Origin of the sequence: Acetobacterium sp. MES1 (genome assembly GCF_002237635.1) — a bacterium.
Lineage (GTDB): Bacteria > Bacillota > Clostridia > Eubacteriales > Eubacteriaceae > Acetobacterium > Acetobacterium wieringae.
In genome coordinates this window covers 75594-96779 of the sequence record NZ_MJUY01000050.1, presented here as the reverse complement: position 1 = coordinate 96779, position 21186 = coordinate 75594, and the positions used below count along the sequence as shown (strand labels likewise).

The following is a 21186-nucleotide window of genomic DNA, read 5'->3' as shown; positions in this document are numbered from 1 at the left end:
CGTTTTTTTATGGGGCGGGGTGGTTTTGCTAAAACCTTACTGATAGCGGATGGCTTTCTGGTGGCAGCTTTGCTGACACTTCAGGCAAACCAGGCAGTGGTGTTTGACAATCTGATGTTTAGATTGCTTTTTTATCGCTCCTGCCGGACAGGCTTTTTGACAGGCTCCACAGTTGTTGCATTTTTCCGGGTCGATGACCATGGCATGGCGGGCTTTCATTCCACTGAGACTTAAGATCGTCCCATAGGGACATAAAAAACGATGCCACAGCTCCGCCGGAAAGAAAAGAGTGAGGATCACACCGCCAGCAAAGAGCAGCGGCAGAATCGGCAGTTTTTGGCCAGTCACGATCACAAAGATAAAGACCAGCAAAAATAGCAACAGGATCACCAGGGGCAGCCAGGGTTTTGACAGCCAGCGGGGAATTTTAAAGCTCTTGATATGGGCTTTCTGTTTCACAAAGGTGATCCCTTCCATCACCGTGTTAATAGGACAGATCCAGCCACAGTAAAGGCGGCTCCAGAACAGCGAAACCAGCAGCCCCAGCCCAAAAACGCCCATCCACAGCTGAATCTTAGCAGTCGCCAGCAGGGCCAGGAACAGGCCTAGAAAAGTTAGCTGGATGACCCGGCGCCAGACGGTTGTCATTGCTGGTCCGGCTGATAAAAGGCCGGGCTGGGGGCTTTGATCACAAAAATTTCCAGAATTTCGGGATCTCGGTTATTGACATTCATTTTGACGTGGTAGGGAATATTGATGATCGCTCCGGCTTCGTAGCGGTGCGCTTCCTGGTCAGCCAGTTGTAGAGTAAGTGTCCCTTTAATGACAATCATATAGACATTGGAATTGGAAAAGTGTTCTTTTAAACCTTCGCCTTCCGGGAAAATCATGTGATTGATCATCACCGGCTGGTCATCGATAATTTTTTCGATCCGTTTTTCGCTGCCACGGGTAAATGCATAAATTTTTTCTAACATGATAATATCTCCTTTTACTTCAAGATATAATCGAGTATAATCGAAAAATAAAAGAAAAGGTGTTACTATGGTAACACAAGGGGATAAAAATGAAAAATAATGAGATCTTGCGCTTATTGACCAGCGCCAATTATTTTAGTGGCTTTTGTGAAGCTGAGCTGGCAGAAATAATCCATTCTCCAAAAACGAAGATCGGAGAATATCTTAAGGATCAGGTCATTCATTTAAAAGATGAACCCTGTCAGCGGATGGATGTGATTCTGTCGGGCCGGGTGGCGGTTTTGAATCTGGATGAAAATGGCAACATGCTGGTTGTCAACGTCTTTGGCGTCGGGGAAAGTATTGGCGAAAATCTGCTCTTTGCCGTCAGAAACGGTTATCCAATGACGGTGATGGCGGCCACCCAAGTCATGATGCTGCATCTAGAACGGGAACTGGTTCTGTCCCTCTGCCAGAAAAATGCCGACTTTCTTAAAGGCTTGCTGCAGTCGATTTCGGAAAAGACGATGATTCTGACAGATAAGCTGACGGTAATTTCCTTAAAAACCGTGCGCCAGCGGATTAACGATTACCTCAGTCATCAATACCAGCTCCAACAAAGCCCGGTGATCACCCTGGGTTGCTCCAAAAAAGAATTGGCAGAGCGGCTGGGTGTGCAGCGGACTTCCCTGAGCCGGGAACTGGCCAAAATGAAAAAAGCCGGGTTGCTGGATTTTGATGCCAAAACGATTACGATTAAAGCTTAGGCGTGTCTATCACCCGGCCGATATGGCAGGTTTGATGAAAACATCAAAAAAAATGTCATGGAGGATGAAATTATTTTGTATGAAAGAGAAAAGTCGGAACCATCGAATACCAGAAAATCATGTATCAGGAAGCACAGTCAATTGATGATGATTTTGATTTGTGGGAAGAACAGGAGTAATAAAAACGAAATAAACGATCAGCCAATCCCAGCGGGAGTGCCGGGATTGGCTATTTTTATGATGGGTTTATTTTTACTGCCGTGTCGCTGGTCATGCTGGCCTTTCATTCACCTTTATAAAGAGCAGTTGCGATTTTCTGATGGCTGAGTTAAAATGAATATGTCAGTCTTGACAATATAATCAGTCTGAGCAATGATGAATATTCAAACAATGCTTGAATAATTTTCTTTTGAAAGGGTGTAAATATGACAGATATCGAGAAGCGTGCAGCAGCGAAAAAATTTGCCGAAATTTGGAAAGATCAGGGTTACGAAAAAGGCCAGAGCCAACCGTTCTGGATCTCCTTGCTCCGAGATGTTATGGGGGTCAAAAATCCGGAACAGTTTATCATTTTTGAAGACCAGGTGGTGCTGGACCATACCAGTTTCATCGATGGGATCATTCCCGAAACCCATGTGTTAATTGAGCAAAAAGGCATTAATAAAGATTTGCGCAAGGCCATCAAACAATCCGACGGCACCATGCTCAGTCCCTTTCAGCAGGCTAAACGCTACTCGGCCGACCTGCCTTATTCCAAACGGCCACGCTGGATTGTCACCTGTAATTTCAAAGCCTTTCTGATCTATGATATGGAAAAGCCCAACGGCGAACCGGAAGAGATCTTACTGGAAAATCTGCCCGCCGAAACCTATCGGCTGGAGTTTCTAGTTGATACCGGCGACAGTCATATCAAAAAAGAAATGGAGATCTCCATTCAGGCCGGTGAGCTGGTCGGTCAGCTCTATGATGAACTGCTAAAGCAGTACATTAATCCCGATGATCCCGACAGTCTGAAAAGCCTGAATATGCTATGCGTTCGGCTGGTCTTCTGTTTGTATGCCGAGGATGCCGATATTTTTGGCAAGCATGGCAAATTTCACAGCTATCTCAAGGATTACGATCCCAAGGATGTCCGCCGGGCCTTAATCGATTTGTTTAAGGTGCTGGATACCCAACCGGCCGACCGGGACCCCTATCTGGAACCGACCCTGGCATCCTTTCCCTATGTCAACGGCGGCTTATTTTCAGAAGCCAACATCGAAATTCCCAATTTCAATGAAGCGATTGTCAATCTTTTACTGCAAAATGCCAGCGAAGATTTTGACTGGAGTGCCATCAGCCCGACCATTTTTGGAGCCGTCTTCGAAAGTACCTTGAATCCCGACACCCGGCGCTCCGGGGGGATGCACTACACCTCCATCGAAAACATTCACAAGGTCATCGATCCGCTCTTTCTGGATCAGCTCAAGGACGAATTTGCGGCCATCAAAGCTGTTCAAATCGAAAAAACCCGCAACCGCCAACTGGAAGAATTTCAGACCAAACTGTCGCAGCTGACCTTTCTGGACCCGGCCTGCGGCTCGGGAAATTTCCTGACCGAATCCTATCTGGCCCTGCGAAAGCTGGAAAACGAGGTGCTGAAGGTGCTGCTGGGCGATCAGATCCGTATCGGCACCGACACCCATACCCCGATCAAGGTCTCAATCAATCAGTTCTATGGCATCGAGATCAATGATTTTGCCGTTTCGGTTGGTAAGACGGCGCTCTGGATTGCCGAATCCCAGATGATGAAAAAAACCGAGGACATTATCCATATGCATCTGGATTTTCTGCCGCTGAAAACCTACGCCAATATTGTCGAAGGCAACGCACTGCGGCTGGACTGGGAGACCGTGGTGCCGAAAAGTAGCCTTGATTATATCATGGGGAATCCGCCGTTTGTGGGCTTTACGTTTATGGAAAGTGAACAAAAAGACGATATGCAGACTATTTTTCCGGGCACTAAAAATCTTGATTATGTATCATGCTGGTATAAACTGGCTAATGATTATATTCGAGATACCCAGATTGAATGTGCGCTGGTCTCAACCAATTCAATCACACAAGGTGAAACCGCGACGGCTTTATGGTCAAAACTGGATTGTAAAATAAATTTTGCCTATCGCACTTTTAAATGGGAAAGTGAGGCGAAAATTAAAGCAGCCGTTCACTGTGTCATTATTGGTTTTGCCGATTTTGACCGGCCGGATAAGTATCTTTATGATAATGGCATAAGTGTAAAAGCAACTAATATTAACGCTTATTTGATCGATGCCCCCAATCTTTTGGTTAAAAGTAGAAACAAACCACTTTGCGATGTTTCTAAAATGGTTTATGGCAACAAACCGGCAGATGGCGGCTTTTTAATCATAGAAGATTCGGACTATGAAAAGTTTATCAAGGATGAGCCGCAGTCAGTTAAATATATCCGCCCCTTATTGGGAGCCGTCGAATATCTCCATAATAAAAAGAGATGGTGTTTGTGGTTGAGAAATGCCGAACCTGGTGAACTGAAAAAAATGCCGAAAGTAATGGAGCGAGTCCGTAATTGTCAAAAAAAGAGGGCTGATAGTATCGCAGCGGGCATTAGAAAATTTGCGGATACACCGACCTTGTTTGCGCAGATTACGCAGCCGGACAATGTCCCATACATCATTGTCCCCAGAGTTTCTTCAGAAAAACGAAGGTATATCCCGATGGGTTTTTTAGATCCAAACATCATCGTCAGCGATGCAGTACAGATTATTCCCAATGCGTCCTTGTATGAATTTGGTGTGATTTCATCAAATGTTCACATGGCTTGGATGCGGGCAATCGCTGGCAGGTTAAAAAGCGATTATCGTTATTCAAAGGATGTCGTCTACAATAACTTTGTCTGGCCGGAACCCACCGATAAACAAAAAGCCATGATTGAAAAAACCGCCCAAGCTATTCTTGACGCCCGAGCTTTATGTCCCAACAGCAGCTTGGCTGATCTATATGATGAAGCGTTAATGCCACCGGAACTTCGCAAAGCCCACCAGCTGAATGACCGGGCCGTGATGGACGCCTACGGTTTTGATAAAAAACTAACCGAGTCAGCCTGCGTCGCCGAACTGATGCGGCTGTATCAGCAAAAAATCAGCACCGTCGCAGACGGCCAAACGGCGGGGAAGACTGCTAAGCGGCCAAGAGCCAAAACAATTGCGGCCACTGCCGAAGTTGAGCAAATGAGCCGGTAGCCCCGGGCGGGTCGGGGCGATCCGGCTGTCGCTGAGATGATGACTCAATGCTAAAAATAAGTGATCCGGACTGGACACCAATAGTCATCAGCAATAACAAATACGCAAGCACCAGAAACGCCTGCGGGCGTTTCTTTATTTTTTGCGCCGCCACTTACGCCTTAAATCTACCCTTAACCCCGTTGATCAAGCATCCGCCCCCCCAGCCCAAAGCCGCCACCGCCGCCGCTGATTTGAGCTTGTAGAAGGTGATCCCCTGTACATCTACCCGCATTAGACACCATTTCCATAACGCCACATTGGGCAGAAACATCAACTCTCATTGACGATCCACTTGGCTTCGATTGTGATTCTTTAAAGCTCATTGAAAAGCATTGACAAACGAATAAGAAAGCGGTAATATAATCTTAACAAATCCCACGGGCCTCTGTCGTAGACACGCACACTCGGTGGGCTTTTTATTTTTAAGGAGAATTTTATGTGTACTAAACCATTCTTATCGATCGATGAGCAAATCGAATTAGTAAAATATCGGGAATTGAAACGCTAACTGAACACCAAAAGCACAATAGTAATCAGTTATAACAAACACTCAAGCACCAGAAACGCCCCTCCCACGGGCGTTTCTTTATTTTTGGGGCCGCCAATTAAGCCTTAAATCTACCCTTAACCCCGTTGATCAAGCATCCGCTCCCCAGCCCACCGCCGCCAATGCCGCCGCTGATTTGAGCTGGTAGAAGGTGATTCCCTGGTGGGTAAAAGACAGTTCCAGTGGATAATCTGGGCAGTTGCGCTGTTTTATGGTCAGGGTTTGACCGGCGGCCGCAGCCAAAACGCCGATCCCCTCATGAACATGGACACCGCAGTCATTGCCACAGAGCACAATTTGCTGGCAGTGGCTTAGCGCCGTCAATTCCTTTTTAGCGGCGACCAGACGGCAAAGATAAGTGCTGACAGGTTCCGGAAGCGCCGGATGGCCCTTGCCATGGGGTTTCAGGTGGTTACTCATTACCGGATTATGATGATTCATCGTTATTTTTTCCCTTCGTTTTAAAATTTGCTAGCGGCTCAACTTTTCCTGATTATAACACCGTCGCCGGACCAGGTAAACGGGTTTGGCCGAAAAAATCCATTTCAGTAGAAAGTCGACGGTCAGCCGCTGGATTTGATCGAACGTTGCTCATCAACCGTACAAATTGTACTGAAATAGAATAAGTACATTGGAAACGCTTGCAATTGGCAATAGATCGGCTATAATTATTCTAAAATGGACAGCGAAAGGAGCGCTGACTATTTTGACCCTTGTCTGCCATGTCGGGTTTGATTTACTGAGTCGATGACAGTCATAAGAACAGACCAAAAGAATTTTAAAAAATTTGAGGAGGAAACTTGTTATGATGCGGAAAGAAAGACAAAAAATTATCGGTCAGCGGTTAATGATGCTGCGGGGGGAGCGCACCCAGAAAGAGGTGGCTGAGGCCCTGGGGATCAGTGAGTGTTGTTTTCGACATTATGAATCGGGTCGCTGCGGTCCCAAGGATACGCTAAAAAAACCCATTGCGGACTACTTCAACGTGGAGATCAGCGCCTTGTTTTTTATCTTTGACCAGCCCTTTGAGCTACCGGAAGAATCGGTCGGGTCACGATGAACGTAAAGTTGACAGGTGTAACATGCAGGTAAATTTTATTGTGGAAGTGACCAGTTTTTACCGGCTGGTTAAGCATCAGCATCTGGGGACCAATGCCCAGCTGCTCTGGTTTCATCTGTTTTGTCTCTGGAACGAGGCCGGTTTTCCCGACTGGCTGCAGGTGGATATGCTGCGGATGATGAGTATGATTCAGGTCAATAACAAAAATACCCTGATTCGGGCCCGGGCGGAGCTTCTTGAAGCGGGTCTGCTGTTGAGCCGGCGGGGTGTGAACCGCCAACCCAATCTCTACCAGCTGCAACCGGTGCCACGACAATCCGGCTGTGGGATGCCCAAAAACAATGGTTTTGACGCCTCGGGTGGGGCGCAGACGGCACCGCCGGTGGTACCGCAAACGGTACCTGAAACGACACTTGAAACGGGACACTTATTTAAACCAGACCAGACCAAACCAACGGTTCAAAAAGAGAAAAGCGCCTTTGGCCAGTATGGCAATGTCTTATTGACCGGGGCAGAACTTGATAAACTGCAACAGCAATTCCCCGAGACCTGGGAGGAGTGGATCAGACGGCTGGATACCGGTAAGGAAGCAAAGGGCTACCAATACGTAAGCGACTATGCCGCTATTTTAAACTGGTTTGAAAAGGACGAGAACGATGCCCGGGATAAGGCCTTTGCCGAGCTGATGAAAGAGACCCAGCTGTTGTTGGGCTGATTAATGAATGCGATGGAGGAAAAGATGACCCAAGAAATATTTATTGAAAACAACGGTGAGCTGATTCAGAATACCCTGGTGAAAGGGGACCTGGTTAAAGCCGAAGAGCAGATGCTAAAAGGGCTCAAGGAACAGCTAAGGACCAATATGGAAAAGGCTGGCCTCGACCGGATCGTAACCAATGGTTTTAAAATTGTGATCGTCGGCGAAACCAGAAACACCGGCATTAATATCCGGGCGATGGAAAAGGCCGAACCGGAGCTCTATGTGCGGCTGCTAAACGACTACCTCAAGGTCAGCAGTCGCAAGAGCTATCTCAAAGTGGAATATCTGTCCTGATGGTGTTAAAAGGGCGGGGCGAACCGTACAAAAGTTACTTAATATTAAATTTAATGTAAATAAATACACAATACGCAATTATTTATGTTATAATAGTTCCATCAGATCAACAACCAAAGAGCGATGATGGTTTTAGCCCACGTGCTTGGTTGTTGCCGCTGAAATAAGAAAAAGGAGGTAAACCATGGCAACAGTCAGTGAAACCTATTCAGTCAAAATGGTGACCCGTCTGAATTACGGCCTGGTAAACGGCAAGGAAGTCATAAAAAATAAAACCTACAACGACATCAGTCCGGATGCCACCATCGCCGCAATGCACACCGTGGCCACGGCCATCACCGGATTGCAAGTGCCCGCAATGGAGGAAATGTTTCGGATTCAGCAGGATGCGATTTTCGACGACGGCCTGTAAGCTCAGTAATTTCAAAATAAAACCGAAAGGAGAAACCGATGCAAGAATATAAAGTTGTGATGGTCTTTAAAGATGCCAACAATAAAAACCGATCGATGCAGTTTTCTGATATCCGCCCCGATGTTACCCAGGCCGAAGCCAACGCGGCAATGGACACCATTCTGGCGGCCAATATCTTTAAACCGGATGGCGTAAACCTCGTCGCCAAAGTCGACTGCAAGAAGGTTGCGACCACCGAGACCGACTTCTATGACGCACCATAAACCGGGAGCCGTAACGGCTCCCACCAAAGACTGTAGCGGCCAGGCTTTCGATGGCTGAGCTGAAACTGACGCTCCTGAGCGCCTTGGGATTACTGGGTGGTGGTTTTGCGAGTCTGTTGGGGGGCTGGGATGCCGGGCTCTCGTCGCTTCTTATTTTTATGGCAGTGGATTATCTGACCGGCTTGGTGCTGGCCGGGGTTTTTCACAAAAGCCAAAAATCACAGCAGGGCGCCCTGGAAAGTCGGGCGGCCTGGAAGGGGCTGCTTCGCAAAGCCGCCACCCTGGGGGTGGTGCTGATCGCCTGCCGGCTGGATTTGATCCTCGGGACCACCATCATTCGTGATGCCACCGTGATTGCCTGCTGCGGCAATGAGCTGTTATCAATTACCGAAAACATCGGCCTGATGGGGGTGCCCCTACCCAAACCAATCATCCGGGCCATTGACGTCCTTCAGGAAAAGAATGAAAAATAAAGAATAGGGAGGTCTGTGTGAACGACTATGTAAAATGGGTTCAGGAAACCTTGAAGGTGCTGGGTTACGATCCCGGCCAACTGGATGGCCGGGATGGTGAGCGTACGGCGGCGGCGGTGCTTAGCTTCCAGCAGGATAATGGTCTGGCCGCTGACGGGCTGGTTGGGGAGGCCACCAATAATGCCCTGCTATTGGCCTTAAACGAACGGATCGGAGCCAGCCTGATTAATGATTCCCTTGCTGCCAGACAGAACCAGGATGTTTTGGCCCTTAAAAACTTCAGGCCCGACGAATTTGCCTGTCGCTGTGGTTGCGGTCTGGATCTGGTTATGCCGCTTAAACACTTTGCCCAGGAGCTCCGGGACGCCTTCGGCTGGCCGCTGACGATCTCCTCCGGCGCCCGCTGCCCCCCGGTAAACCAGGATGACGGCGGTGTTCCCGATTCCTGTCACTTAAGCGGCGAAGCCTTTGACGGCTACTTCGCCGGACAGATGAATGCCGAGGTGATGGCTGCAATGGCCGATTTTGCCGTCGCCCGGGGCTTCGGGGTAATCCGTTATCCCCGTGAACTGTTCTGTCATTTTCAAATTTATCCCCGTAATTCAATTGTCTATTCGTAAAGCAAAAACCCCGCCACTATGCCGGGGGTTGAGGTAGTCGATAAACTACCGTACCGACCAATTGTTAATCTGTTGTACGCTGCGGAATCGGACAGGCTCTGCCGTGTCCGCTCCGATGCGTACAACATGATGTAACAATTGTCGGTACTGGGTTAGTTTTTTTACAGTCTGAAACCCCGACACTATGCCGGGGTTTTTGCTTATCAGAACAGAACGGAATTCAGGGATCTGCCGGTTTGACAGTTTGATTACATCAATGAAGGGAAAATTTATGCAAATGGTGATGATATTTGGCGATTCTCTCTACCTGAGCTTGGATTTCTGCTAGAATAGAAGTCAGATGCGCGTAATAAGCAGTGCCGCTCTGCGGCTATATCACTCGGATCATAAAAAAACTGCAAGTTACCAAAAGGGAAAGGAAGAAGCGATGATCAGTAATCAATGGTATGCCATTTTGCCATCGAAGGCAGTGAAAAAAGAAGCGGTTGTCAGCGTTAAACGGCTGAATCAGGAACTCGTGTTGTTCCGCAACCGGGACGGAGAACTTGGCTGTGTGGTCGATCAGTGTACCCACCGCGGAGCGGCCTTGAGCCGCGGGAAGCTACAGGGGGAATGTCTCCAGTGTCCCTTTCATGGTCTGGAGTTTAACCCCCAGGGCCACTGCACTTTTGTCCCGGCCAACGGGAGAGCCTCCATCGCAGATTTAAGCCGGTTTAACGTCAAGGCTTATGGGGTGCGGGAAAGCCATGGCATCATTTATCTATGGTATGGGGAACCGGAAAAACAGACTGAGGAATTGCCGTTTTTTGATGGCGATATCGATGATTCTTTTGTTTGTAGCGAAATTGAAGATCATTGGCCGACCCACTATTCCCGCTGTATTGAAAACCAGCTGGATGTGATTCACCTGCCATTTGTCCACCACAACACCATCGGACGGGGCAACAAGACCCTAGTCAACGGACCCAAAATTGAGTTTGTCCCCGGGGGCCTGGTAACCAGTGCCAATAATGAAACAGATGTCGGACAAACTCCCAAAGCGGCGGATGATTGCGTCATTAAAGCCACCTATCTGAAATTCCTGTTTCCAAACATCTGGATGAACCATATCAGTGAAGCCACCAAGGTCATTATTTATTTTGCGCCGGTGGATGATGAAAACACGATCCTGTACCTCCGTTTCTATTGCCGGTCAACCAGACTCAGGCCAGTTAATGCTCTGATTGCCTGGTTCGGAAAATTTGGCAACCGGATTATCGAGCGCCAGGACAGGCGGGTGGTGATCACCCAGAGACCCAAAGCTTCGGCGTTTATCTCCAAGGAAAACCTGCTGTCTGGGGATGGGCCGGTGATCCAGTATCGGCGCATCCGGGACGAGTTGAAGCGCCGGAAATAACGGGAGCACCGCCATCGATCGTAAAATGCGAAGAAAATGATCACAAAAAAAGATAAAGAGCAGCGCTTTTTAGCAAACGGATTTAGCGTTTCGGTAACTGACCGTCGGTTGACAGATTAAAGTTTGCGACTATCATAGGCCCAGTGCAGCAGGGCCTGACGCTGTTTTTGGCGACAGCTTTGATCCATTTTTTCGCAATTCTTTTTAATCGCACCATCGCCTTCCAGCGTTTGATCTGGCGACGGTCTTCGTCAGGAACTCGGCGACCATAATAATAACGGCAATACCATTGAAACCAGCCCCGGGGATCGATGGGATTGATCCAGCCATTGGCCTGCCAGACTTTAAGCGGCTGTGAGGCATCGACCTGATAATAATTTAAAGAAATATCTTTTCGGGTCGGCGAGAGTTTGGCATGGTCAAACCAATCCTCCGGAAATTCGGACCGGCAATCAGTCATGTACTTGCCTCCGAAAAGGCCCAAAGCTAATAGCTCTTTGGGTGAGAGCTCCGGTTTGAAATCAGGATCAAAATTTGCGCCCATCGCTTCGCTTAAGTAATAAGAGCCTTTTTGCATGGTGTCGCTGATGATTATTTTTTTCATCACAATCGATTCCCTCCCCAATATAATGACGGTTATTAAATGAATACCCTCTCTGGCACATTTTAAAAAGATTTGGTCAATATTTTCAGAATGAACGTCACAATCCGTTGACAACCATGTGAAAGCTGATATGTTAACTACATAAATGCTAATTGAACAAATAGTAAGTGTACGATTAGCAAGGAGGAAGATCGTGAACTTTGACAGATCAGTCTTAATATAGTATCATATAGGTACTGAAACGAGGAGGTGTGCCCGTGAATATAAATCTCAAAGAAGACATTCGACCCATTTCATATATCAAAACCCATGCTGCAGATATGCTCAAGTATATCAATGACAATAAGAATCCCATCATTGTGACCCAAAACGGTGAGGCTCGAGGCGTTTTGCTGGACGTGGAATCGTATCAAAATATGATTAATGCCTTGTCATTAATGAAGCTGATCCAGATTTCGGAGAATTCCATCGGTGAAGGAGAGCTTCATCAGAACAAAGATGTTTTTGCTGAGCTGCGAAAGAATATCGAAGCGATCTGAAATGGAAGAATTTACAATTCTATGGTCGGATCAGGCCAAAATGGATTTGTTTGAAATCATTGAATACATTGCCTTTGAGGATAAAGCCCTGGCGGTGAAGATTCTCGAGAAAATTGAAGCGCAGGTAACACGACTGGAGCAGTTGCCCGAAAGCGGCCGATTTGTGCCGGAGTTAAAAGCCTTTGATTTGTTGACTTACCGGGAAATTGTCTATTCACCCTGGCGCATCATCTATAAGGTCGAGAAGCAACGGGTTCTGATCTTGGCCGTTCTCGACAGTCGCCGCAACCTTGAAGATTTGCTGTTAAAAAAACTGCTGTTAAAATAAAAGACACGCTGTCAATGGAACAACAAACCATTGACAGCGTGTTTTTTAGGGCTTAAAAAAGTTGGTCAACAGAGCTGCGACGCATCGATAACCACATAGCTGCCATCGGCCCACTGATCCAGGGCGATTTGGATCACCGGCGAGCCGTCGGTATCGATAAAAGCCTGGACAATTTCGTCATCCATTTGCGATTCGATGGCGACTTCGGTAATCCCATTAAAAGAAAAGCCCTCGAATGCTTTAATAATATCCCGCCAGATATCCCGGGAACCATCAATTTTTTTCAGGTTCTTGATCACTTGTTCAATATTCATTCTCTTCACCTCCCCAATATAATGACGGTTATTAAATGAATACCCCTTTGCATCCGGTTTAAAATATTAATTAGTCATTTTTAAGAATTTGGATCTATAGCGCGCAACAATCATTAAATAAATACCAAATCATCCGCCACTGTTAAATTCAAAATGAATTATTTAGAATCACGCCTAACAGGCCCCAGGCGGTTCCCAGCATCGCACCATCAAGCCAGACCCGGCTTATTGCCCTTCATGTGACGCCGTCGCTCCAACCATGACTGACAAAGCCTGTGGCTGGATTTTGATACGCACTGACCCCTCGCCTAAACTGATACCATCGGCCATTACCGCCATGGCCGGTTCGGTGTCGATGACCATTTCACGGACCTGATAGTGCATAATCCGGGGATCTTCGGGGTTATCGGTGCCGACGCCAGTCAGAATATAATTGATTAAATCGAGTTTGGATAGATCGGCAAAAAACATCACATCCAGTAAGCCGTCATGATAGGCATCGGGTGCACCGACTTTATAATTACGACCGATATAGGGCATATTGGAAATTAATGCGGCATGACCCAATTCGCTGATTTCCTGATTATCGTCCAGAAAAAGATGGATGTCTGAGGGCGGAGCAGTCGTCAGAATGCCAAGAAAATCACCGATCCGGGTGATGTTACCGTGCTGAATGTCATCCCCGGCGGGGAACAGGGTCGAAAATAATCCCACCGAACAAAGTTCGATAAATGGTGTACTGACACCGTTGCAAATGACCAGGCCGAGATCTATTTTTAAACGCTGTCCTTCGCTGAGGATGGCGACGGCCGCCGCAATATCGGTGGGGATACCGAGACTCAAGGCGATATTGTTGCGGGTTCCGGTGGGAACAATGCCAAGCGTCGCCGCTGAACCGTAGAGCGCCTTGGTGACCGAAGAAACGGTGCCGTCGCCGCCACACACCACAAACAGCTCAATGCCCTGGGCAATGGCCTCATCGACCACTTCCTGCAAGTTACTGTCGGGTTCAATCAAATAAAGTTCCGGTATTAACTGCCGGGCCTGCATTTCTTTAACGACGGCCATAATCTGCAGCGGGGATTCGTCATTGGCGCCAGAACCGGGATTAAAAATAAGTTTAACGCGCTGCGGCAGCTGGTTGGTTTTTAAAGTTTCCATCGCTTAGTCCTCCATTTTTTTGGTTTTTATTTCCTGACTGGGATCGTATACTCAATATAACGGTGCATTTTTCCATCGGCGTGGACCCGGGTCAGGATTTTGCCGATGATATCACCTTCCGGCACAATGCCGTGGTCGCGGATATAGGTCACCAGCGGGTCAAACTGGCGTAAGGTTAAATTGCCATAGTCGCCCAGATCCATCACCGTACACAAACATAAACTCGCCGGTCGGATCTGCACCTCCGCGTTCAGCGGCAGATTTAACAGCGCGGCGTCAGCGCTTTCGACACACAGCCCCCAGGCATCGCGGTCGATGCGGGGGTCGGCGATGTCAGCAAAGGAAATGTGATGGGTAAACTCGACAAAGGGGATTTGCTTGAGCCAGTGCGGAAATAAGGGCTTTTCCTCGACCTCGCCATAATGATCACCGTCTTCGCGTCGGACATAGGTAAAATAACGATACTCGGGGGTATTGACGAACCAATAGCACCCAACATTATAGGGCAGACTTGCCAGTTTATCCTTGTAGGCGGAAATCTTGCGCTCCAGCATCTGATAATAGCGCAGTTTTTCATCGATGACCTGTTGTTTAAAGCCAATCCGCTCGACAAAAAAGTCCAGCGAATCATTATGAAGCATCTTGGAAATATCTTTTAACGAAATGTCAAAGCTGCGGTAGCGCATGCATTCCATCAGAAAAAAGATATCCCAGGTTTCATAGGTGCGGTAGTCACTGTTTTCCTGACGTTTGGGCGCAATAATCTGCTCTTTTTCATAATAGCGGATGGTCTCCACCGGCAGGCCCAAGAGTTTGGAGACTTCCCCAATGCGATATGCCATGATTTTCCTCCCTATAGTGGCTTCAGGTTTTTTTCATTGTATCACATTTATACACTAAGACAAATAAAAAAGGATAGGGCTTTAAAAAAGCACCTATCCGTTGAGGTTGTCGCTAAACTACCGTACCGACCAATTGTTAATCTGTTGTTCGCTGCGGAATCGGACAGGCGATGCCGTGTCCGCTCCGATGCGTACAACATGATGTAACAATTGTCGGTACTGGGTTATTTTTTTTGATAGTCTGAAGGATAGGGCTTTTACAAGCACCGATCCTTTTTTTTATCTTTAATTGTTAGCGGTGTAGTGGGGGTTACAGCGACAAGCCGGCATTAAAGCCGTCATTGATTGCCACCATGGCATTGCTGGTTTTAACAGCCCCGCCAACGACGATGACGTGGTTGTGAACAGCTGATAATGCTTCGGCCAGCTGGTTGTTGGGACGGTAGCCTAAAGCGATGACGACGGTATCGGCTGGCAGGGTCTGCTGGCCCTGACTGTTTTCGATGATTACCCCATCATCCAGAATTTCGACCACTTTGGTTTGGGTCATTTGGTTGACCTCATATTCGCGGAGAATTTTCATCAGATTGAACTTGTTGACGCCATCGAGATCGCTGCAGATCTTGGGTAGCATTTCGATGATGGTCACATCCCGTTGCTGCATCGCCAGATGCGCCGCCGTTTCCGAACCGACCTCACCGCCGCCAGCGACAACGATCTGATCACCGGTGGCCACGTTGCCCAGTAAGGCATCCTCCGCGGTGACAACCAGGGCTTTGTCGATCCCTTTGATCGGTGGTTTGCAGGGGATTCCGCCGGTGGCGACGATAACAGTATCCGGTTTTTCAGCGGCGACCAGTTCTTTAGTCACTTGGCGGTTGAGATGAATCGTTACGCCCAACTGATCCAGTTCGCTCGTGATCCAGTTGGTATAAGTGGCCAACTCACCCTTGCAGGGGGGATAAGCGGCGGATTTAAATTGACCGCCTAAAAAGCTGCCCTGCTCATAAAGCGTGACCTCGTGGCCTTTGATCGCCGCGGCCCGGGCCGCTTCCAGGCCACCGGGTCCGCCGCCGGCAATCAGGACTTTTTTTGGTGCAGCGGCTTTGCTGTAATCCAACTGATATTCTTGACCCAGGGAGGGATTGACCAGACAGGTGATGGCTTCACCCACCAGTAATTTACCAACGCAGCCCTGCATACAACCGATGCAGTAGCGGATCGCGGTTAAATCGCCAGCTTTCGCCTTGTTCGGCAGATCGGGATCGGCCAAAGAGCCCCGGCCCATTCCGATGAAATCGGCTTTGCCCATTTCCAGCAGACCATCAGCCATGCGGGGATCATTGATGCGGTTGACCGTAAAGACCGGGATGTCGACGATCTGTTTGATCTCGGCAGCAAAATCGACAGTCCAGGCATGGGAGACATACATCGGCGAAACAATCCCCTTATTATGATCGCCATAGGCACCACTGGAAACATGCAGGGCATCAAAACCCCATTCGGCAAACAATTTAGCCAGGACCCGGGATTCAGAAATGTCGCGACCGCCCTGAACCACTTCGTCAGCCGAAAAACGGATCATGACCGGGAAATCGTCGCCGACCTTGCCGCGGATATTGGTATAGATTTCTTTAACAAAGCGTAAGCGATTATCCAGACAACCGCCGTATTTATCAGTACGTTTATTGACATAGGTGGACATGAATTCGGCAATTAAATAGCCATGTCCGGCATGCACTTCGATGCCATCAAAGCCGGCCTGTTTAGCCCGTAAGGCACAGTCGCCAAAATCTTCAACAATCTGTTCAATCTCTGGAATGGTCAGCTCCCGGGGCAGTTGCCGCAACCACGGACAGGGGATTGCCGATGGCGCCACCGGCTGAACGCCGCCATTTACGAAGCTGGCGCTTTGACGGCCGGCATGATAGATCTGGGCAAAGATTTTGGAATCATACTGATGAATGGTGTCGGTCAGTTTTTTGTGACTGGCAATCTGATCATCATTCCACAGCCCGGCAATAAACTGATAGCCCATGGCATGTTGGCTGACGGCATAATCTTCGGTAATAATCAAGCCCCAGCCGCCCTTGGCCTTGGCTTCGTGATAGGCAATATAACGATCGGTGGCGGTGCCGTCTTCATTGCAGTAATTGGCCACCATGGCGGTGACTGCCAGACGATTGGGAATCTCACACTGATTGATTTTCTTTGGTGTAAACAATTTAGTAAACATTTTGTACCTCGTTTTCATATTTGGATTTACTCATAGGATAAACCCTCAAGTCACTTCAAGGTCAAGCTGTTAATTAAAAAATTAACAAAGAAATTTTTTTGCTTATTCGGTTGCAAAGGAAGCGTGGTTAAGATAGGAGAGAATATTCTGGGTCAGGATGATGCGTTCCCGCTCAAAAGCGTCTTCCAGATTAAAATGGAAAAGCGCTTCGATTTTCTCTAGCCGATACGTTAGGGTATTGCGATGGATATGAAGATCAGTGGCCGTGGGCAGACTATGACGTTCATTTTTTAAGTAGGTTTCCAGGGTTTCAATATATTTTGAATCATGTTCGGCGTCGTAGGAGCGAAGGATCATAACGCCTGGGTGGCACATTGAGATTAAGTCTTTTTTATTTTGGATAAATAATAATGGATAATAGCGCATCACATCCTGATAGGAATAAATCGTTTCGGGCAATTCCATCAAGCGGCCCAAGGTAATTGCGTTAGAGGCTTGAAGATACTGAATAGGTAAATTTACAAAGCCCTGTATTTCATCACTGATCCCAATGTGACAATTCAAATTGGAGCTGATTTGTCCCAGTTTTTCGTAGAGATTTCTTTGTTGGTACTGTTTTCCCGAAAAAATTCCGACAATGCTGTCATCATAGTGCACCGGTTTGCTGCCGTTGAAATTTTCCAGTTGGCGGGCAATCTGCTCGTTTCGCAGTTCATCATGCTGTTGTGGTTTGATTTTAACAATGGTGAAGAAATCATTGAGATCCAATTGCAGGGCTTCTACCTGGTCAGCGAGATACTCGGCACGAATATTTTTGCCTTCCAGCATGTCAATGATAAAGTGTTCATAGTATCGCCCCCGGGTGGCTTGAAAATTGGGATCGGAGCGGATCGCATCGAGAAGGTAGGGTCCAACCAGATTTGTCAGTTCAATATCTCCTGGGGTGATTTTTTTGAACATCCCCACCACAAAAAAATGTCCCTGAATACGGCCTTTGTAGCGGATGTTATAATTTATAAAGGGGATATAGAAATAGTTCGATAAAATCAAATCAGCGCAGATGCCGGTTTCCATTGTTTGCAACTCGTTGCTTTCAATCAGCTTCATCACGACATCATAGGGCATATAACCGTCACTTAAAAGCCGCCGCCAGGTCGCACTCATCTCCGGCATGGTCTCTGGTCCATAAATTCCCAGCACCTTAAAACTGGAATCGACCAGATAAACCGGGTTGCCACAAATATCAAAAGCAAGCTCAATTACTTTTTGAAAACCCTTTTTCTGCAGAATGGCTTGCGTCAGTTGTTCAAATTGTGTCCGAAACCGGAAAAATATTTGTGAGATCCGGTTAAATAAATCCAGAAAGGATTGGTCACTGCGAATAAAAAGAACATCACAGGGGCATGAACCGGTACTGTTCAGCAGGCAAAGACCACTGCCGTGCTCAATAATAACACCGTTTTCAGGGGGACAATTGCCAACATATAAAATGCCTGCTTCGAGGGCTTTTAGATCAGGCGAAAGCAGTCGAATATCTTCAAAAACACTGTTATATGGTGATTTTAGTGAAGCTGCATGCTCTTTTAAATTCAATCTTTCCAGAATAACCTGTAATGAAATCTTCATTTTCATCTCCGCTACTGTGCAGATCGCACAGTTTTTTTTTATTTTATCTGTCCAACCGTCCGATGTTTAATTTTGTAAATAATATGATAATACGAATAACAACAATTTCAAGAAAAGCTGTGCCTCTAGTATAATGCACTGATCTTAATAAAGTCAAATTGTTGAAAAAAACAAAAAAGAAATAAAGGAGAAACAAAATGACTGAACGCGAAAACATGGAATTGATTTTTCAGCACAAACAACCGGACCATATTCCGCATCTGGGGAGCGATGCCTATGGCATCCGAGATTATGTTGTTGAACGACCAATTATGACCACCGGTCATGACGCCTGGGGATGTCATTGGATCAGCTGCCCATCATCTCTTAACTTGACCCACCCGGACACCAGTGATATCAAGTTTGAAGATCTTGAGGATTGGCGGGGAAAAATCAATATACCTGATCTTGAAAAGGTAGACTTTACTCCAATGATTGAAGAAACCAAAGCTTTTACAAATCGGGATGAAAAAATGATCCAATATGTGTCGCTGATTGGTATTTTTGAACGGTCTCACATTTTAATGGGTTTTGAAAATGCCCTCTGTGCCTGTATGGAAGAGCCGGAGGAGTTTGGCGAAATGCTCAAAGCTTTGACCGAGCATAAAATCCGACTGTATAAAAAAGTATATGAAATCGTTAAACCGGACATTCTGGTTTACCATGATGATATGGCTACCCAGGCTTCGCAGTTTCTGTCGACGGATTTTTATAATCAATACCTTTTCCCTGAATATAAGCGGATCGTTGCCGCAGCGCGGGAAATCGGCTATAAATATATAATCCATCACAGCTGTGGTCGCATTGAAAAATTGATTCCAGATTGGCTGGATTGCGGTTTTGATGGCTGGGACAGTGTTATGAATTGTAATGACCTCGTTCAGATAAAAAAAGAATACGGTGACAAAATTGTCTTCATGCCAGGGCTGGATACCCAGGGAGTTCTCGGCAAAGCCGGTTCAAGCCGTCAGGCGATTGAAAAAATGGTTGTCGAGTGGATGAATATGCTGGCCAGCGATGGAACCGGACTGATTATCGATTCAACTCCAGCATACAGCTTGAATCCCGCCAATGAAGTCATTTGTCTGGAATTTATCAAAAAACACGGGAAACCGTTTATGGATGCAAAAAAAGCCGGCATCGAGTATGTTCCTGATCTGGAGGTTTAAAATTGATCATTATTGGAGAAAAAATAAACGGCGCCATCCCTTCGACTGCGAAAGCGATTGAGGCTAAAGATGCCGAATTTGTTAAAAACCTGGCCATCAAACAGGCGGAAGCCGGAGCAGATTTTATAGATGTCTGCGCTTCAGTGGATGATGACATCGAACTGGAAACCATGAAATGGCTGATCGATATCGTTCAGGATGCCACCGACGTACCAATCGCCGTAGACAGCCCCAATGTCTACACTTGCATCGAATCGATGAAATACTGTCATAAACCAGGGTTGTTTAATTCAGTTTCCTTAGAAGATGATAAGGTCGACGTGGCCTTTAAAGCTATTGCCGACACTAAATGGGAATGCGTCGCGCTGCTTAACAGTGATAAGGGAATTCCCAAAACCGCCAAAGATCGGTTGGATGTCTTTGCCGATCTGATGGTTAAGGTCAAAGAATACAATATTGATCCGTCAAGAATGCACATCGATCCATTGATTGAAATGCTGTGTACCTCGGAAGATGGCATTACCATGGTGATCGAGGTCATTCGTGGCATCAAAGCCCAATATCCGACCATTCATGTCACCGGTGCCGTCAGCAATATTTCTTTCAACCTGCCGGCCCGACGGATTGCCAACCAGGCCTTTGCGGTCCTGGCCATGAGCGCCGGGATGGATAGCTTCATCCTCGATCCACTGAACAAAGACATGATGGGGATGCTCTTTGCCACCGAAGCGATGATGGGGGAAGACGAATACTGTATGGAATACATCGGCGCCTTCCGCGCAGGTATTTTTGTAAAATAGTCAGAGCACACAATTAAAAAAATTAAGGAGAAAAAAATGTCAAAAATTGAAGAAGTAAAAAGTTTAGTCGAAACCGGTAAGTCAAAAAAAGTGGCAGCAGCTGTGCAGGAAGCCCTAGATGGGGGAGCAAAGGCCAGTGAAATTCTAGAAGCCATGATTGCTTCCATGAGTGTGGTTGGTGATAAATTCTCTTCCGGGGAAATCTTTGTACCGGAAATGCTGATTGCCGCTAAATCTATGGCAAAAGGTGTGGATGTTTTAAGACCGTTATTGGCTGGGGACAACTCTACATCATTGGGAACCTGTATCATCGGGACCGTAGCTGGGGATCTCCACGATATTGGTAAAAATCTGGTAACTATGATGATTGAAAGTGCCGGTTTTACCATGGTGGATCTTGGGGTGGATGTGCCAGCTGAAAGATTTGTGGAGGCCATTAAAGAAAATGAAAATGTAACTTTGGTCGCCTGTTCGGCCCTTCTGACGACCACCATGCCATCCTTGCGAGAAGCGGTCGCAACGATTAAAGCCAGCGGCTTGACCGGATTTAAAGTCATTGTCGGTGGAGCTCCAGTTACCGCTGAATTTGCCCAAGAAATCGGTGCCGACGGATTTGCCCCTGATGCCGGCAGTGCAGCCGTGACAGCAAAGGAACTGGTCGTTTAGTTTTCTTGAACC

At 47.1% G+C, this 21186-nt stretch carries 25 protein-coding genes; 16 read left to right on the top strand and 9 right to left on the bottom strand.

Annotated features, from left to right (window positions below; all coding sequences use genetic code 11):
• Window positions 1-36: 36 nt before the first annotated feature.
• Both BI182_RS13835 and BI182_RS13830 read right to left on the bottom strand, forming a co-directional pair.
• Window positions 37-648, bottom strand: a complete 612-nt coding sequence (locus BI182_RS13835) for a 4Fe-4S binding protein (RefSeq protein ID WP_286808703.1) — start codon at window positions 646-648, stop codon at window positions 37-39.
• Window positions 645-977: a cupin domain-containing protein gene (locus tag BI182_RS13830; RefSeq protein WP_286808702.1), complete on the bottom strand. Its 333-nt coding sequence runs from the start codon at window positions 975-977 to the stop codon at window positions 645-647. Before BI182_RS13830 ends, BI182_RS13835 begins: the two co-directional genes overlap by 4 nt.
• A gap of 89 nt (window positions 978-1066) precedes the next feature.
• Here BI182_RS13830 and BI182_RS13825 point away from each other — a divergent pair, with 89 nt between their 5' ends.
• The 3 genes from BI182_RS13825 (at window position 1067) to BI182_RS13815 (ending at window position 5228) form a co-directional block, all read left to right on the top strand.
• Window positions 1067-1723 (top strand): Crp/Fnr family transcriptional regulator, encoded by a 657-nt coding sequence (locus BI182_RS13825; RefSeq protein ID WP_286808701.1) that lies wholly within the window; start codon window positions 1067-1069, stop codon window positions 1721-1723.
• 425 nt (window positions 1724-2148) lie between these two features.
• Window positions 2149-4983, top strand: coding sequence for a DNA methyltransferase (locus tag BI182_RS13820; RefSeq protein WP_286808699.1), 2835 nt, complete (start codon window positions 2149-2151; stop codon window positions 4981-4983).
• 47 nt (window positions 4984-5030) lie between these two features.
• Window positions 5031-5228, top strand: coding sequence for a hypothetical protein (locus BI182_RS13815; RefSeq protein ID WP_286808697.1), 198 nt, complete (start codon window positions 5031-5033; stop codon window positions 5226-5228).
• Window positions 5229-5662: 434 nt separating this feature from the next.
• Here BI182_RS13815 and BI182_RS13810 read toward each other — a convergent pair whose 3' ends face one another.
• Window positions 5663-6013 (bottom strand): hypothetical protein, encoded by a 351-nt coding sequence (locus BI182_RS13810; RefSeq protein ID WP_286808695.1) that lies wholly within the window; start codon window positions 6011-6013, stop codon window positions 5663-5665.
• 364 nt (window positions 6014-6377) lie between these two features.
• Here BI182_RS13810 and BI182_RS13805 point away from each other — a divergent pair, with 364 nt between their 5' ends.
• The 8 genes from BI182_RS13805 to BI182_RS13770 all read left to right on the top strand — a co-directional run bounded on the left by BI182_RS13805 (window position 6378) and on the right by BI182_RS13770 (window position 10850).
• Window positions 6378-6632, top strand: coding sequence for a helix-turn-helix domain-containing protein (locus tag BI182_RS13805; RefSeq protein WP_286808693.1), 255 nt, complete (start codon window positions 6378-6380; stop codon window positions 6630-6632).
• Between the two features lie 22 nt (window positions 6633-6654).
• Window positions 6655-7347: a hypothetical protein gene (locus tag BI182_RS13800; protein ID WP_286808692.1), complete on the top strand. Its 693-nt coding sequence runs from the start codon at window positions 6655-6657 to the stop codon at window positions 7345-7347.
• A gap of 24 nt (window positions 7348-7371) precedes the next feature.
• Window positions 7372-7686 (top strand): hypothetical protein, encoded by a 315-nt coding sequence (locus BI182_RS13795; protein WP_286808691.1) that lies wholly within the window; start codon window positions 7372-7374, stop codon window positions 7684-7686.
• 184 nt (window positions 7687-7870) lie between these two features.
• Complete coding sequence (locus BI182_RS13790) at window positions 7871-8098, top strand: DUF1659 domain-containing protein (RefSeq protein WP_228880660.1); 228 nt, start codon at window positions 7871-7873, stop codon at window positions 8096-8098.
• Between the two features lie 38 nt (window positions 8099-8136).
• Window positions 8137-8361: a DUF2922 domain-containing protein gene (locus BI182_RS13785; RefSeq protein WP_228880664.1), complete on the top strand. Its 225-nt coding sequence runs from the start codon at window positions 8137-8139 to the stop codon at window positions 8359-8361.
• 50 nt (window positions 8362-8411) lie between these two features.
• Window positions 8412-8834, top strand: coding sequence for a phage holin family protein (locus tag BI182_RS13780; protein WP_286808687.1), 423 nt, complete (start codon window positions 8412-8414; stop codon window positions 8832-8834).
• Between the two features lie 17 nt (window positions 8835-8851).
• Window positions 8852-9454, top strand: coding sequence for a peptidoglycan-binding protein (locus BI182_RS13775; protein WP_286808685.1), 603 nt, complete (start codon window positions 8852-8854; stop codon window positions 9452-9454).
• Window positions 9455-9881: 427 nt separating this feature from the next.
• Window positions 9882-10850, top strand: a complete 969-nt coding sequence (locus BI182_RS13770; RefSeq protein WP_286808684.1) for a Rieske 2Fe-2S domain-containing protein — start codon at window positions 9882-9884, stop codon at window positions 10848-10850.
• 82 nt (window positions 10851-10932) lie between these two features.
• Here BI182_RS13770 and BI182_RS13765 read toward each other — a convergent pair whose 3' ends face one another.
• On the bottom strand, window positions 10933-11454 hold the full coding sequence (locus tag BI182_RS13765) for a hypothetical protein (protein WP_286808682.1): 522 nt from the start codon (window positions 11452-11454) through the stop codon (window positions 10933-10935).
• Between the two features lie 257 nt (window positions 11455-11711).
• Between BI182_RS13765 and BI182_RS13760 the strand changes: the two genes are divergently transcribed.
• Together BI182_RS13760 and BI182_RS13755 are read left to right on the top strand one after the other, a co-directional pair.
• Window positions 11712-11993, top strand: a complete 282-nt coding sequence (locus BI182_RS13760; RefSeq protein WP_228880672.1) for a type II toxin-antitoxin system Phd/YefM family antitoxin — start codon at window positions 11712-11714, stop codon at window positions 11991-11993.
• A gap of 1 nt (window position 11994) precedes the next feature.
• Window positions 11995-12321, top strand: a complete 327-nt coding sequence (locus tag BI182_RS13755) for a type II toxin-antitoxin system RelE/ParE family toxin (protein ID WP_070371351.1) — start codon at window positions 11995-11997, stop codon at window positions 12319-12321.
• Between the two features lie 65 nt (window positions 12322-12386).
• Here BI182_RS13755 and BI182_RS13750 read toward each other — a convergent pair whose 3' ends face one another.
• The 5 genes from BI182_RS13750 to BI182_RS13730 all read right to left on the bottom strand — a co-directional run bounded on the left by BI182_RS13750 (window position 12387) and on the right by BI182_RS13730 (window position 18500).
• Window positions 12387-12635, bottom strand: a complete 249-nt coding sequence (locus tag BI182_RS13750; RefSeq protein WP_070371352.1) for a hypothetical protein — start codon at window positions 12633-12635, stop codon at window positions 12387-12389.
• 225 nt (window positions 12636-12860) lie between these two features.
• Window positions 12861-13796: a diacylglycerol/lipid kinase family protein gene (locus BI182_RS13745; RefSeq protein WP_286808680.1), complete on the bottom strand. Its 936-nt coding sequence runs from the start codon at window positions 13794-13796 to the stop codon at window positions 12861-12863.
• A gap of 26 nt (window positions 13797-13822) precedes the next feature.
• Window positions 13823-14638 carry a MerR family transcriptional regulator gene (locus tag BI182_RS13740; RefSeq protein ID WP_228880677.1) on the bottom strand — a complete coding sequence of 272 codons (816 nt, stop codon included), beginning with the start codon at window positions 14636-14638 and terminating at the stop codon, window positions 13823-13825.
• Between the two features lie 310 nt (window positions 14639-14948).
• Window positions 14949-16874 (bottom strand): oxidoreductase, encoded by a 1926-nt coding sequence (locus tag BI182_RS13735; protein WP_286808678.1) that lies wholly within the window; start codon window positions 16872-16874, stop codon window positions 14949-14951.
• 102 nt (window positions 16875-16976) lie between these two features.
• On the bottom strand, window positions 16977-18500 hold the full coding sequence (locus BI182_RS13730) for a PucR family transcriptional regulator (RefSeq protein WP_286808677.1): 1524 nt from the start codon (window positions 18498-18500) through the stop codon (window positions 16977-16979).
• A gap of 197 nt (window positions 18501-18697) precedes the next feature.
• Between BI182_RS13730 and BI182_RS13725 the strand changes: the two genes are divergently transcribed.
• The 3 genes from BI182_RS13725 to BI182_RS13715 are packed head-to-tail and all read left to right on the top strand — an operon-like array spanning window position 18698 to window position 21174.
• Window positions 18698-19708 carry a uroporphyrinogen decarboxylase family protein gene (locus tag BI182_RS13725; RefSeq protein ID WP_286808675.1) on the top strand — a complete coding sequence of 337 codons (1011 nt, stop codon included), beginning with the start codon at window positions 18698-18700 and terminating at the stop codon, window positions 19706-19708.
• A 2-nt stretch (window positions 19709-19710) separates the two neighbouring features.
• Window positions 19711-20508: a methyltetrahydrofolate cobalamin methyltransferase gene (locus tag BI182_RS13720; RefSeq protein WP_286808673.1), complete on the top strand. Its 798-nt coding sequence runs from the start codon at window positions 19711-19713 to the stop codon at window positions 20506-20508.
• A 36-nt stretch (window positions 20509-20544) separates the two neighbouring features.
• Window positions 20545-21174, top strand: a complete 630-nt coding sequence (locus BI182_RS13715; protein WP_286808671.1) for a cobalamin B12-binding domain-containing protein — start codon at window positions 20545-20547, stop codon at window positions 21172-21174.
• The last annotated feature ends 12 nt before the right edge of the window (window positions 21175-21186 follow it).